Origin of the sequence: Okeania sp., from assembly GCF_035285525.1 — a bacterium.
GTDB lineage: Bacteria > Cyanobacteriota > Cyanobacteriia > Cyanobacteriales > Microcoleaceae > Trichodesmium.
This window is the reverse complement of record NZ_JAYKGW010000259.1, coordinates 1-14,588: the sequence shown is the minus strand read 5'-3', so window position 1 is coordinate 14,588 and position 14,588 is coordinate 1. Positions and strand designations below refer to the sequence as shown.

Below are 14,588 nucleotides of genomic sequence, written 5' to 3'. Positions count from 1 at the left end.
GGACAAGGTAGACAAGGAGGACAAGGTAGACAAGGAGGACAAGGTAGACAAGGAGGACAAGGTAGACAAGGAGGACAAGGTAGACAAGGAGGACAAGGTAGACAAGGAGGACAAGGTAGAGGGGGGGAGTCTGTAGACCCTTGTTGTTGGGGCTTGCCTTGCGTAGCATGGAACGAAACCTAACAAGCTTAATTTACTATTAATCCCCCCCCCAACCCCTCTTTGAAAGCTATGCTTTATAAACATCTTTCTTAACATAAAACTTGACAAAAAATACGAGTTATGTTCTAGTCTGGAATCGGCTTTTTCCTCAGGAAAGTGTATTAAAAATTACTATTTTTTGAGAACTGTAGACAAGATTCTTACTTCCCACACTCCCCACCCTCCCACAAGGGTTTCAGGAGTTCCTTATAAGGGATAGCTTTGAAAGGGGGGAGTCGGAAGTTCGTAGGCCCTTGTTGTTTCGCGCTTCGCGGCATGAACCCGTTAGGGTTGCGTAGCATGGAACGAAACCCAACACAACTGTATTGTTGTTGAGTTTCGGGTTCCATGGTTTGGTGCCCAATGAAGTGCGGAAACAACAAAGACCTACAGCTACTATTCCTTAAGAAATAGTAGGAACAAAATCAGCAAATTTTCAGTAGACTGACATATCTAAATGGGGTGACGAAAAAAGCTAATACACTATTCTAGGTGAAAAAATCTAGTAGTGGCCTGACTGGTCTAATTTTCTGGATGAGGGCGGGTTTAGCTAAATATGAGCTGAAGCAGAAATTTTTCTGCTTAAACCCGCCCCTACAATATTTTTTGTCAACAGTAGGGGCGGGTTTCTCAGTTAATTTAACGGGTCTATCTAGAAATTTAGATAAACCCGCCCTCAATGATGTAATGCACTAGACAGAAATATCTAATGAAATTTTCACTATGAAAAGGAATTTAGTAATCTGTCGTCACCCACTATTTAAGGTCAGTAGGTTGGGTAGAACGATAGTGTTTTCGGCTCAGAGCCGACATAAAACGCTGCGTGACATGAAAAGCGGAGCTTCCCGGAGGGAAACCCAACAAGCTTAATTTACTACGAATCCCCCCCAACCCCCCTTTGAAAGGGGGGAGCCGGAAGTTCGTAGGTTGGGTAGAACGATAGTGTTTTCGGCTCTGAGCCGACATAAAACGCTGCGCGACATGAAAAGCGGAGCTTCCCGGAGGGAAACCCAACAAGCTTAATTTACTATGAATCCCCCCCAACTCCGCTTTGAAAGGGGGGAGTCGGAAGTTGGTAGGTTGGGTAGAACGATAGTGAAACCCAACAAAGTTTTATTCTGGTAGGGTTTCGTCCCTCAACCAAACCAGTGAAACTAAACAAAAACTTACCAACCATTCAATTTTTACTTACTAAGAAACAATACTAAGTTATGGTAACTAGACAAACAATTAACATAAACCCAGATATTGAACTAATACTTGCCGAGGTTCCTAATGAAACTCTTGATGGAGGTGCAGGTATTGATATTTTGCAAGGTGTTGTAAATGGACAAGATACTTTTGTTTTGGAAGGTGATGGAACATTACCTACATTCGGAGAAGTAGTGCCAAGCAGTTCTGTGTCTACTCAGACGATTCCTGGAGTAATTGTTCTTGATTTCAATGTTAATGAGGATACTGCTCTATCAACTACTCCAATAGGGTTAGGAGGTCCTTTAGACCCAGGGGAGCTAAATGGTGTTTCAGATTTAGAGTTGCCTATTGCATCATTCTACAATCTATTTGGACCTTCAGGTACACCATTATCATTAGCAATAGCTAGTGCAGAACAACTTGGCATTCGTACTGAAAACATAGATCCAGACAATGATGGTATTCTTGAAGGTGCTTTAATCACAGATTTTAGTAATAATACACCGATAGGCTATTTTCTGAATGTAACTTCCAGTGACCTAGAGGCTGCACTCTTGCGACCCGAAATCACTATCGAGGCTCTGAACTCAAATATAACAGAGGGAGGGGAACCTGGTCAGTTTTATGTCTCTACTGATCCTTTTAGCTTGACAGTTAACGACATTGTTGTTAATTATTCTGTTGGTGGTACATCTACCAATGGTGAAGATTATGAAGAGATACCATTAAGTGTGACTCTTCCTGTTCCTGTTGGAACCATTACAGCTGCAACTATTGATATTAATGCTATAGCAGATGAAATTTTTGAATCAGTAGAAACAGTTGAACTAACTCTTCAACCTAGTGGAGATAATAGCTACACAGTTGGTTTAGATAATACTGCAACTATTACCATTAACGATCCGATTCCTGGACCACCAGTAGTTATTATTGAAACTCCCACCTCGGAAATCACAGAAGGAGGAGAAGTCGGTCAATTTGAGTTTACCATTGATAGTCCCCAAGATAACGACATTGTGGTTAATTATGTTGTTGGGGGTACATCTACCAATGAAGACTATATAATACCATCAAGTGTGACTATTCCTGCTGGAGAAACCGATGCAGTTATCAATATTACAGCCATAGCAGATGAAATAGTTGACTCTGGAGAAACAGTAAGCTTAACTCTTCAACCTGATGAGAATAGTAGCTACACAGTTGGTGAAACTAATAATACTGCTACTATTAGTATTAACGATATACCTACGACTGAAGAAAATCCTAACGTTGGGCTTGTACCACAAATCACTATTGATGCTCCCACCCCCAATATAATAGAAGGAGAAATAGCTCAGTTTATCTTGAGCATCGATAGTCCTCAAAGTAACGAAATTGCTGTTAATTATACTATTGACGGTACAGCTACCAATTTAGACTATCAAGAAATAACAGCACCAGTTATAGTTATTCCGGCTGAAGAAACCAGTGTACCTATTAATATCAGTGCCTTCATAGATCAAGATGCTGATTCTGGAGAAACCGTAAACTTAACTATTGAACCTAGTGCAGATAATAGTTATACAGTTGGTGGAGTTAGTTCTGCAACTATTACTATTAACGATGCACCTCCTGTCGCAGAAATCTTGACAGCAACTTTAAATACTCCTGCTGGCGATGGTGGTTTAAAAGTTAGTGTTGATGCTTATGGTTCCTTTGGTCAAAATGTTGGTGGCAGCACTTCCGATGCTTTCTACGATCCTATTGGTGATGTAGGTGTAGCGGGTACTATGTTTGAGTCTGGAGTAGCATTTCGCTTGACAGGAGAAACAACTCGCACTTTTCTAACTACAGGTAGTATTGATGACCAAAACGCTGAATCTGCTGAAGGGCTTAATAATCCGGGCTTTCTTCAGGCAAATGCAGCTAATGCTGATAGTACCTTTACTATTGGCGATCTCAATTTTAGTCTCAATCAAACGGTTGACGAACTTTTGGCGGGAACGGAACGTAGAGGCAGTACCCTGGTACAAACTTACACTATTACAAATATAGGAACTGAGACTGCATCGTTTGATTTAACCCGCTATGCTGACGGTGACTTGTTTTTTGATGGTACTCTTGCTGATACCGGCGGACGCTTGTTTATAGATGGTCAGGAGATTCTTTTTGAGACTGACAGCGGAGAAAACCCTCAGACAGCTACAACTTTTGTGGGTATAACTGCTGTTGGAGGAAACAGTGCGCCACCAGGACGTGCCGAGGTAAATATATTTTCTGGTTTGGTTAATGACATTATTAATGGAGTTCCTCTTGATGATGTCATAACTGGCGATGGACCAGACGCAGACGAGTTTATCGAAATTCCTCCCTACGACGTGGCTCTAGCTCTGGGGAACAATTTTGTTCTAGCTCCGGGAGAATCAACTCAGTACGTTACTTCTACTATTTTCGGTAGTGGGGCACCGGCAGATATATTTAATCCAAATCCAAATCCTTCAGTAAAAGTCAATGTAAATACTCTCACCCCCAATATAACAGAAGGAGCAGAACCAGGTCAATTTATTTTCAATATCGATAGCAACCAAAGTAGCGACATCGTGGTTAACTATTCTCTTGGTGGTACATCTACCAATGGTTCTGACTATGAAGCAATACCATTGAATGTGACTATTCCCGCTGGAAGCACCAATGCAGTTGTGAATATTAATGCCCTAGATGATAGAATAGTTGAACCTCTAGAAACAGTAGAACTAACTATTCAGCCTAGTAACAATAATGGCTACACAGTTAGTGAAGCTAACACTGCTACTATTAATATTGAAGATATCAGAGAAGTAGGGTTTAATGACATTCAAAATCTACAAGACTATTCCATAGATTCTTTAACAGGAGTAACACTTGAGAATGCTGACGGAATAGTTAGTTTCCAGCAGGGAGGAAATGGTAATTTTATTGATGCTTTAGTAGGCCCTGCTCAAGGCAACGCTATTACTTACTCTGAGGGAGATGGAATTATTATGAATGTTCCTGGTGGTTTCTCCGGAGGACTATCATTCCGTTATGCTTCTCCTTTTGTTAATCATCGGGTAACGGTTTATGATAGTCCGAACGGCACTGGCAATATCTTAAACGATGTAACTCTAGCTCAAACCCCTGAGTCATCAGAAGATTTCGGTACTTACATTTTAACTGAACAAGAGCAAATAATTAATTTTAACGGGGTTGCTCAATCTGTCAGTTTTGGCAGCGAACCTAATAAATTAATTCTTGATGATATTAGGTTGTTTGGTTAATAAACCTTTTGAACTAACTCCCCCCTTTCAAAGGGGGGTAGGGGGGGATAAATTTTACCTCTTCAGCAAACCCCAATTAATTTCGCTGCTCTAATTGTATTTCTAAACTTTTACCAGGTTTAGGCTCTATAACTTTTGTTGCTAAATTATTTTTAACAAATAGAGATTGTGTTTCTTCAACACTTCCTTCAGCTTTCAGAATAGACATTAATAATCCTTGAAAATCTATATCGCCCCCTGCTGCTGTCGGTAACATAACTTGCGGTTGCAACCATTTAGCTACCTGTAAAGCACTTTCATTTCCTTTAATTACTGGTCCCAATAATGGCAAGTTCAAATTAATAATTGGGGAAATAACTACATCTATAGGAGCAAATTTTTTGATTTCTTCAGAGTGGTTGCCGTGGGGTTCATAATATATTGAATTGCTATTAGTTAAGTCTTTGAGAATATAACCATTTTCTACTAATGTTGGGCCGACAAGTGAACCAGGAACCGCTCTAATTTCTACACTATTTTCAAAAGAGTAAGTATCACCATGATTAAGTGTAATTATCTGAGAATAATCAAACTTTTGTGCTACTTTTGCTGCCGTGGGAGAAGCAACAACCGGAATATTTTTGTCTAACTGTTTGAGTGTCTCTGGGTGAGCATGGTCTTCTAGTCCCTGAGATAATACAATGAGGTCTACATTTTCGGGAATGGGACGGGGAGTCTTTTTTTCCCCTTTAAATAGCCAAGGTACATTACCGAAAACTAGAGGACCAACGAGCCAAGGATCGATGAGGAGTCGTTTGCTTCCAATTTCCATGAGCCAAGAGTTACTGTCTAACCAAGTTAATTGCATATTATTTGTATTAAATCAAGTAATATATTCCTTGATATTGTAACAATTTATTACATCAGAAACTTAACTTCAATAGGACTAAAGCCATGAGGTAGGAAAAACAGGGGTTTGAGATTGCTTCCCTTCGGTCGTATCGAAGGAAAATACGTTGCACCTGCGTAAGTCCTGTTCAACCAAGAAACCGGGTTGATTCCGATGATATTGTTGTTCAAACCACGAAATGTTGTTGATAAACCGGGTTTCTGCGTAAATCGTGATTTTCAGTGTTATGTCATTGGGGCGGGTTGATCTGAATTGTAGGTGAAAACTGCTTAATTTAACTGGGAAACCCGTCCCTACCAAATATGGCCACCTGGCGTCAGTCCCGTTAATGAAAAAATTGGACTCTCAATTTTACAAAAATTAAATTTTTCTTTAAAAATAGTTGCTAAATATTTTCAACAGAGTTATACTTCGTTTACTAGCTACTTCTGTAGTCAAAAAAAATTGACAGAGATGATATCTCTGGCACTCGATATTATTATGTTTCCTTCTTTTTGGAAGCTTAATAGGTAGGCAAAACTTTACCAATTAATAATTGCCCATTTTAGAGATATTATTACAGGACTTACGCAAAGGCACTGTATATATAGTATTGGTGCGTTGTGCTTTGTGCACTTTAGATGTTGCGTAGCGAACGCACCCTACCAATAGCGTTCGTGCGTAAGTCCTATATTAATTAAAAAGTTGACCTACTTCAATACAACTAATGTATCTGGAGCTAGGAAATGGTCTAAATGATACGCCCGCTCTTCAGTTTTGAGTAAAATTTGCTCATAGAGGTAGCGAGTAGCGCGATCGCCTAAACTTTCAGCTTGTGCAGCAACACGACGTAATAATTTAATTATTTCCTGTTCTGCTCCGAGGCCATGTTCTACCATAGCACGAGAGCTAAAAACGCCATCTTCTTCGGGAGTGAAGCAGCACATTTGGGCTAACTTAGTGAAGCTAGCAACTGGAACTCCACCCAAACCATTTAGGCGTTCTGCCAAATCATGGATATGCTCTCTGACTTGATCATAACTTTCTTGAAAGAACTCATGTAGTTGGTAGAACTCTGCTCCTTCTACTACAAAATGGTGTTTCTCGTATTGGAGGTATAAAGCTTGGAAACTGGCTAAAGCTATATTCATACCTTCACATACAGGTTCAGTAACACTTTTTTCTAATCCAACTGGGTTATTGGCAATTTGACCAAATACTTGTACTGGAGTTGCTGTTTGATTAGCCATATTATTTATCCTCTATCAATTAACTTGGTTTATTAGTAATTATCTAGTTTTTTTATTGCTAGTAAAATTTAGTCTACCACAGTTAATAGGAGTGTCAACCAGGCTCAGATTTACAGATAGAATACATTTTGAGTTAGTCAAAAATTTTTGGCAAATTATTGAGAAAAATTATTAGGTGTTTTCTACTCAGGAATAAAGGCTAATTGGTAGAAACATAATCTACTTCCACCAAAACTTAAGAATAAATTTAGTGCTAATATATTTCAATTAAAAAAAAAATATGAATAAATATAATCAAAAGCCAAACACTTGTGAAATTCTAGATGTAAGTTCTGTAGATAGATGGCAAGTTTATAGACGTTTACAAGAGTTAGATATTGATTGTTGGTGCGAAGTAGAAAAGCCTTTGCAGGTAAATATAAAAAATATAAATGAGGCTAACCAATTACGAAGTGTCTTAAAACAATTTACTGCTAACCGTCGTGAGTTGGTCCAATTGTTACAAAACTGTTGGCAGGTTAGCTAATTTAATACCACGAATTAATAAAAGTAATTACGCAAAGAAACCGGGTTTCTATGGTAAATCATTGTTGTGAACAAAAGAAGTTTAGGAGAAACCGGGTTTCTGGGTTTGGTGTGTGTAAGTTCTGATTAATTAATAAAAGTAATTATTTGCAGTCAAACAATCAAAAATGTCTAAATTCAAGTATCTGAAAAAATTCAGTTTAGAAGGAAAAATCCAAGAAGTTACTATTAAAGATGGTTATAAATTGAAATATATTCATGTAGAGACACCAGCAGGAAATAATTATGTTGTTAAAGTAGCCAAGCATTTACGACGCAATTTTTCATCTGTATTAATACCAGGTTTAGAAGTGAAAATAACTGGTGAAATGGCAGTATGTAAAAAAACTGGTGAAGAAGAACTTAAAGCTTTTGAAATTATACCAGATTTTCAGAACTTGCCCCTTTTAAAGTCTGGGGAGGATGTCTTCAGTCCAATAAGAGATTTAACGTTGCCAAAAACGAAGGATATTGTTAGTAAATCAGAAAAAGTAACTGGAGATAATACTAAATTTGCCAACAAAAAAGCTCAGATTTTAATATGTAAAAAATCTGATTGTCAAAAGCGAGGTGCAGAGGAAATTTGTCAGGCATTATCTCAAGCACTTTTTGATAAAAATTTACAAGAAAAAGTAATAATTAAAAAAACTGGATGTTTGAAAAAGTGTAAAGCAGGACCGAACATAATAGTTATGCCAAGTAAGGCTAAATACAGTCGAGTTAGTTCGGCAGAAATTCCTGGAGTTATTGAAAAGCACTTTGATAATTAATAATTTAATAATTAATAATTAATACAGGACTTACGCAACTGCAACGTATTTTCGTCCGATACGACAACAGGAACCAATCTCAAACCCCTATTTTTCGTACCTTATGACTTTAGTCCTATAATAATTAACAATTGATAATTAATCAGGGTAAGGTATACTTACAAAATTTTCACCATTTACCCTGTACTTAATTTGCCCGAAATCTACTGTATAGCAATCACTTGTGATTTGTGAGAATTTGTAATACTTTATTGTAGGGGTTTGGTTTCACCTTAAATGGTTCAATAGCTGTAGGTTACAAAAATGTTTCTCCCCTACTCCCCTACTCCCCTACTCCCCTACTCCCCTACTCCCCTACTCCCCTACTCCCTAATGGACCATTTTCGATGAAACAGTCCAGTAGGGGTTTGGTTTCCAAACCTAATCTGAGCTAGGGTTTGGAAACCAAACCCCTACAGTTTTTTATATCTTTAAACTATCATGGAAAAATTTCATTTACAAGCTCCTTTTCAACCTACAGGTGACCAACCTCAAGCGATCGCTCAATTAACTGCCAATATTGAAGCTGGACATAACATTCAAACATTATTAGGAGCTACAGGTACGGGTAAAACTTTTTCCATAGCTTCTGTTATAGAAAATGTTGGCAGACCGACCTTAGTTTTAGCTCATAATAAAACATTAGCTGCTCAATTATGTAATGAGATTAGAGATTTTTTTCCTAATAATTCTGTAGAATATTTTATTAGTTATTATGACTATTATCAACCAGAGGCTTATATTCCAGTAACGGATACATATATCGAAAAAACTGCTTCTGTCAATGATGAAATTGATATGTTACGTCACTCAGCAACTCGGTCACTTTTTGAACGGCGAGATGTAATTGTTGTGGCTTCAATTAGTTGTATTTATGGTTTAGGAATGCCGTCAGAATATTTAAAAGCAGCTATTCGTTTGCAAGTAGGAATAGAAATTGACCAACGAGAATTATTGAGAGATTTAGCCACAGTTCAATACACCAGAAATGATGTAGATTTAGGTAGAGGAAAATTTCGAGTTAAGGGCGATGTTTTGGAAATCGGACCTGCTTATGAGGATAGAATTATTCGGGTAGAATTTTTTGGGGATGAAATAGATGCTATTCGTTATATTGACCCGGTAACTGGAAAAATTCTTCAAAGTTTAGAGTCTTTAAATGTATATCCGGCACGTCACTTTGTAACTCCTGAAGAAAGATTAGAAGAAGCTTGTAATGATATTGAAGCAGAATTAAATGAGCGATTAGAGGAGTTAGAAAAAACTGGAAAATTGTTAGAAGCTCAACGTCTGGAACAGCGTTGTCGATACGACATAGAAATGTTGCGAGAGGTGGGGTATTGTAATGGAGTGGAAAATTATTCTCGGCATTTAGCAGGTAGAAAAGCAGGGGAACCGCCAGAATGTTTGATTGATTATTTTCCCAAAGATTGGTTATTAATTATTGATGAATCTCATGTAACAGTTCCGCAAATTCGAGGAATGTATAATGGCGACCAAGCTCGGAAAAAAGTTTTAATCGATCATGGGTTTCGTTTACCTAGTGCGGCAGATAATCGACCTTTAAAATCAGAGGAATTTTGGCAAAAAGTTAATCAATGTATTTTAGTTTCTGCTACTCCTGGAGATTGGGAAATCGAGAAATCTGAGGAGAGAATTGTTGAGCAAATTATTCGTCCGACTGGTGTGGTTGACCCGGAAATTATTGTACGCCCGACTGAAGGTCAAGTTGATGATTTATTAGGGGAAATTAGGGAAAGAGTTAAGTTGGAAGAGAGGGTTTTAATTACAACTTTAACTAAACGAATGGCTGAGGATTTAACTGAATATTTTCAGGAGCAAAGTGTCAAGGTTCGTTATTTACACTCTGATATTAATTCTATTCAGAGAATCGAGATTTTACAGGGTTTAAGAGAAGGAGAATTTGATGTATTAATTGGGGTGAATTTATTAAGGGAAGGTTTGGATTTACCAGAGGTTTCTTTAGTAGCTATTTTAGATGCAGATAAAGAGGGATTTTTACGGTCGGGACGTTCATTAATTCAGACCATTGGTAGAGCAGCGCGTCATGTCCGGGGTCAGGCTATTTTATATGCAGATAATTTGACAGATAGTATGATGAAAGCTATAGATGAAACAGAAAGAAGACGAGGCATTCAGTTGGCATATAATAAGATGAATAATATTACACCCAAGCCTATTGTGAAGAAACAAAGTAATGCAATTTTGGCATTTTTAGATGTGTCGCGCCGTTTAAATTATCAACAGTTGGAAGAGGTTTATGAACAAGTAGATGAGTTGTCTTTAGATGACGTTCCAGAATTAATTAAAAAGTTAGAAACTCAGATGAAAGAAGCGGCAAAAAAATTAGAATTTGAAGAGGCAGCTAAATTGCGCGATCAGATTAAGCATTTGCGGGATAAATTAGTTGGTAATTCTTAAAATTTATCAAAAAAGTAGTTCAGTAGTAGACTGATAAATGATATGACTCAATGTTTAAATCCTAACTGTTTAAAATCTAATCCACCAGAAACAATATTCTGTCAAAGTTGTGGGAAAAAATTAATTTTAGTAGAAGATTTAGGTAATGGTATTGAATTAGAAATGGTTTACATTCCTGGGGGAACTTTTTTCATGGGTTCGCCAGACAATGAAGAGGAAAAAAAGGAAAATGAAACCCCGCAACATGAGGTTACTCTCCCACCTTTTTATATGAGTAAATATCCCATTACTCAAGAACAATATCAGGTTATGATGGATAAAAATCCTTCTATATTTAGAGGAAAAAATCGCCCAGTAGAAAATGTGAGTTGGTATGATGCCATAGAGTTTTGCCAAAATCTGTCTACGAAAACTGGGAAAATTTATAGTTTGCCCAGTGAGAGTCAATGGGAATATGCTTCTCGTGCCGGAACAACAACATCTTCTTCTGAGCTAGTTAACGACGATGGTAACTATCCTGATGCTTATGTTCCTAAAAAAGAATTTCGGAAAGAAACAACTGATGTGGGAAGTTTTCTTCCCAATACTTTTGGTTTATACGATATGCAGGGCAATGTTTGGGAATGGTGTCAAGATATTTGGCATGATAACTATGACGGAGCGCCTACTGACGGAAGCGCTTGGGAAACTCAAGGAGATATTAGTACAAGAGTGCTGCGTGGCGGTAGTTGGTACTACATTTCTTTGTATTGTCGGTATGCCAAGCGTAGTTACGACTATGTTGACTTCCACTCCAACGTTATGGGTTTTCGTGTCGTCTCATTTGTCTCTCGTTCCTAGGATTTTTCCTCTTTTTTCTTTTATCCTTCTTTCCTTTTTCCTTTGAGTCGCACCTTAGCACGTCGCAATTTTTTTGAGTCCAGTAGGGTGTGTTAGCGAAGCGTTACGCACCGAAATATCTGATATTGGCGGTGCGTTACATTTCATTAACGCACCCTACAAAATCCATCCGCACATCCGTGGCAAAATCCTTGCGTGCTTCTTTTTTCCATAAGCTACACTAGGATAAAATCTGCTGTAACTGATAAATTATAGCAATTTCTACTTGCTTTAGAGAATAAGGTTCTACCATGAGAAAAAAGGGAAAATTCAGAGTTTGTAGAGGGTACGGTTCCTGAAAAATTGGAGACCAAACCCCTATGATCGCCGATTAAACCTTTCTTTCTCTTCTGCTTCCCCCCTTTCAAAGGGGGGTAGGGGGGATTCCCTCTGCGTTCTTTAACCAGCTTTATTAAATGATGTTACTGTTCCCTGTTTTTTCAACCTAACTGGAATCTGAATCACAAACTCACAACCTTCTCCTGATACAGGATAACATTGAATATTTCCTTGATGTTTTTCGACAATAATTTTATAACTAATTGCTAATCCTAAACCTTTACCTTTACCTACAGGTTTGGTAGTAAAAAATGGGTCGAAAATTTGTTTAGATATTTGTTCATTCATACCTAAACCATTATCAGCAATCCGAATACATATTAAATTATCATCTACCATTTTTGTAGTAATATAAATTGTTGGCTTTTTCAATTTTTCCTGATTATTTTTTTTTGCAAAATCAAGTATTTTGTCACTGTTTTTATTGCTATTATAAACTAAATATTTATGATAATAATCTGATTTTTTTAGATAACTTTGCAGATTTTTATTACTAATTTCTGAACTGATATTTAAAGTTGTTTGACTGTAAGTATTAATTCCCTTTTTCATATCTAAAACTGTATGATTTAGCTGTTGATTTTGAGTCCTCCAACTATTTGATAAAATGGAAACTTCTAAGGCATCAATTGCATTATTCAAAACATTCATAAATACCTGATTCAATTGTCCTGGATAACACTCAATTAATGGTAAATCTCCATAATTTTTAATAATTTGAATCTCTTCTGATTTTTTCTGAGTTACCAGATTTAGTCGATTCTTTAAAATTAACAATGTATTGTTAATTCCATCGTGAATATTTACTGATTTTTTGGCTGATTCATCTAATCTGGCAAAATTACGCAAAGATGAAACTATGGAACCAATACGTTCAGCTCCAGTTTGCATTGAAGACATAATTTTTGCCACATCTTGCTTGAGAAAATCTAGCTCTATTTCTTCTATGTAAGATTGAATTTCTGAGTGAGGATGAGGATAATGCTTTTGATAAAGGTTAATCAATTCTAGGAAGTCTTGAATGTATTGATTGCTATATTTAATATTGCCGTAAATAAAACTAATTGGATTATTAATTTCATGGGCAATACCTGCTACTAAATGACCTAAACTAGACATTTTTTCTGTCTGGATTAATTGAGTTTGAGTCTGTCTCAACTCTTTGAGCGTCATTTCTAGTTCTTCAGCTTTATTTCGTTCTCTTGCTTCTGAGTTGCGCAGAGCAATTTCACTTTTTTTGCGATCGCTAATATCTCTTGCAAATAAACATTGATATTCTTGACCTTTAAATTTCAAATGATTAAGAGTTATTTCTACTGGAAATCTATATTTATTTTTATGGAAATGATAAGCTTCTATTTTCAAATGACCGCATTTTTTTAATAAATTCCAATGCAGAGACCATGAATTTTTAGGAAAATCAGAGTTGATATCATGGATCGTCATTGATAATAATTCTGCTGGAGAATATCCTAAAGAATAACACGCTGCGTCATTGACATATATTAATTTTCCATCTTTAGCTATCCAAAAAACTGCATCAGCAGAACGTTCGATGGCAAAATGACTCAACTGTAATTGTTCCTTAACTTGGGGTTGTTTTCTGAGAGTTTCAGACAATTTATTGCTCAACCAAGTGAAATTTGTACTACGATTTTTGACTTGTTTTGCTAACAACACATTTACGCTCTGAGCTAATTTTTCTGCTTCTTGGCGACGTTTAATTTCTGATGTTAATTCAGCATTTACTAACTGTAATTCATTTGGAGTGGGAATAGTTAGTGCGGTAGGAATTAATGACACCATTATACCAACAATTGATATAGAAACAATTGCACTAATCGGCTCAAGCCAACCTAAAAGTAAATTATTGGGATACCATAAATTCCAAGTTTCTATTAGATTGGTTGTGGCATAGAAGAGGATGCAAATCGCTAGAATGGGGGTTATCCAATTTTTGTGTATGTCTTGTCGTTTATAGGTAAAATAGATAATTAAGGCTGCAATAGAATAAAAAGCAAAAGTGATTAAAATATTAGAAGTAGTTTCTACCCATACTAATTCAGGTGGGTCTTTCCAGCAAGCTCCTCCTTGAAGCAGGAGTGTTTGAGCTAAATTATTTGAAAAATAGTATTTTAACATTGCTAAATAAATAGTTTAGTTTTTTTAATATTGTATTTATTTTAACAGAATTAAATTATTATTACGGCTATTTAATATTTTTTGATAAATATTAATAATTCTTGAAATTTGCCTGATTTAATATTAGGAATTATCCGGATTTAAAACCTATTTTTAGTTATAAAAGTTTGGTGTTCAAACCCTAATAAAAAGGGGATTTGGAAACCAAACCCCTACGATAAAATAACAAGTTTAGACCTAGACGTAGGTTGGGTTGAGGTACGAAACCCAACATTAGTAAAGCTTTGTTGGGTTTTACTATCGTACCGCTATGCGGAAGCAAGCTGCAACCCAACCTACATTTTTAGGGGTTTGGTTGACACATCTAAAATGGAGCAACAGACTTAGATTGGGTTGTTCACCTTAGCATTGCGAAGGATGGAAAGTAGCTTGCTTCTGGAAGGATCACCTAAAATTAGTAAGCTTTTGTTGGGTTTCGTTCCTCAACCCAACCTACATTTTTACAGGTCTTAATCTACAAGGATCACCTAAAATTAGTAAGCTTTTGTTGGGTTTCGTTCCTCAACCCAACCTACATTTTTACGGGTCTCAATCTACAAGGATCACCTAAAATTAGTAAGCTTTT

9 protein-coding genes are annotated in these 14,588 nt (G+C 36.8%); 6 read left to right on the top strand and 3 right to left on the bottom strand.

Annotation, left to right across the window (positions count from 1 at the left end):
- Together VKJ25_RS24365 and VKJ25_RS24360 are read left to right on the top strand one after the other, a co-directional pair.
- Positions 1-183 (top strand): hypothetical protein (locus VKJ25_RS24365; RefSeq protein ID WP_324239239.1); only part of this gene is annotated, 183 nt, incomplete at its 5' end.
- A gap of 1,229 nt (positions 184-1,412) precedes the next feature.
- Positions 1,413-4,670: a beta strand repeat-containing protein gene (locus VKJ25_RS24360; RefSeq protein ID WP_324239238.1), complete on the top strand. Its 3,258-nt coding sequence runs from the start codon at positions 1,413-1,415 to the stop codon at positions 4,668-4,670.
- A gap of 76 nt (positions 4,671-4,746) precedes the next feature.
- Here VKJ25_RS24360 and VKJ25_RS24355 read toward each other — a convergent pair whose 3' ends face one another.
- Positions 4,747-5,517 carry an MBL fold metallo-hydrolase gene (locus tag VKJ25_RS24355; RefSeq protein ID WP_324239237.1) on the bottom strand — a complete coding sequence of 257 codons (771 nt, stop codon included), beginning with the start codon at positions 5,515-5,517 and terminating at the stop codon, positions 4,747-4,749.
- A 731-nt stretch (positions 5,518-6,248) separates the two neighbouring features.
- Positions 6,249-6,788 (bottom strand): DNA starvation/stress protection protein DpsA, encoded by a 540-nt coding sequence (gene dpsA / locus VKJ25_RS24350; RefSeq protein ID WP_324239236.1) that lies wholly within the window; start codon positions 6,786-6,788, stop codon positions 6,249-6,251.
- A 280-nt stretch (positions 6,789-7,068) separates the two neighbouring features.
- Here dpsA and VKJ25_RS24345 point away from each other — a divergent pair, with 280 nt between their 5' ends.
- The 4 genes from VKJ25_RS24345 to VKJ25_RS24330 all read left to right on the top strand — a co-directional run bounded on the left by VKJ25_RS24345 (position 7,069) and on the right by VKJ25_RS24330 (position 11,443).
- Positions 7,069-7,314, top strand: coding sequence for an Asr1405/Asl0597 family protein (locus VKJ25_RS24345; protein ID WP_324239235.1), 246 nt, complete (start codon positions 7,069-7,071; stop codon positions 7,312-7,314).
- 166 nt (positions 7,315-7,480) lie between these two features.
- Positions 7,481-8,122: a (2Fe-2S) ferredoxin domain-containing protein gene (locus VKJ25_RS24340; RefSeq protein ID WP_324239234.1), complete on the top strand. Its 642-nt coding sequence runs from the start codon at positions 7,481-7,483 to the stop codon at positions 8,120-8,122.
- A 480-nt stretch (positions 8,123-8,602) separates the two neighbouring features.
- The gene (uvrB, locus tag VKJ25_RS24335; protein WP_324239233.1) at positions 8,603-10,603 is read left to right on the top strand and encodes an excinuclease ABC subunit UvrB; all 2,001 of its coding nucleotides are present in this window, start codon (positions 8,603-8,605) and stop codon (positions 10,601-10,603) included.
- Between the two features lie 42 nt (positions 10,604-10,645).
- Complete coding sequence (locus VKJ25_RS24330; protein ID WP_324239232.1) at positions 10,646-11,443, top strand: formylglycine-generating enzyme family protein; 798 nt, start codon at positions 10,646-10,648, stop codon at positions 11,441-11,443.
- A 438-nt stretch (positions 11,444-11,881) separates the two neighbouring features.
- On the opposite strand, the gene VKJ25_RS24325 is transcribed toward VKJ25_RS24330, so the two are convergent.
- Positions 11,882-13,963 carry a sensor histidine kinase gene (locus tag VKJ25_RS24325; protein ID WP_324239231.1) on the bottom strand — a complete coding sequence of 694 codons (2,082 nt, stop codon included), beginning with the start codon at positions 13,961-13,963 and terminating at the stop codon, positions 11,882-11,884.
- Positions 13,964-14,588 lie beyond the last annotated feature (625 nt).

Bases quoted from the DNA above. Each gene is read 5' to 3' on its own strand.
- VKJ25_RS24360 (WP_324239238.1), top strand. From the start codon at position 1,413: ATGGTAACTAGACAAACAATTAACATAAACCCAGATATTGAACTAATA.
- VKJ25_RS24355 (WP_324239237.1), bottom strand. From the start codon at position 5,517: ATGCAATTAACTTGGTTAGACAGTAACTCTTGGCTCATGGAAATTGGA.
- dpsA (WP_324239236.1), bottom strand. From the start codon at position 6,788: ATGGCTAATCAAACAGCAACTCCAGTACAAGTATTTGGTCAAATTGCC.
- VKJ25_RS24345 (WP_324239235.1), top strand. From the start codon at position 7,069: ATGAATAAATATAATCAAAAGCCAAACACTTGTGAAATTCTAGATGTA.
- VKJ25_RS24340 (WP_324239234.1), top strand. From the start codon at position 7,481: ATGTCTAAATTCAAGTATCTGAAAAAATTCAGTTTAGAAGGAAAAATC.
- uvrB (WP_324239233.1), top strand. From the start codon at position 8,603: ATGGAAAAATTTCATTTACAAGCTCCTTTTCAACCTACAGGTGACCAA.
- VKJ25_RS24330 (WP_324239232.1), top strand. From the start codon at position 10,646: ATGACTCAATGTTTAAATCCTAACTGTTTAAAATCTAATCCACCAGAA.
- VKJ25_RS24325 (WP_324239231.1), bottom strand. From the start codon at position 13,963: ATGTTAAAATACTATTTTTCAAATAATTTAGCTCAAACACTCCTGCTT.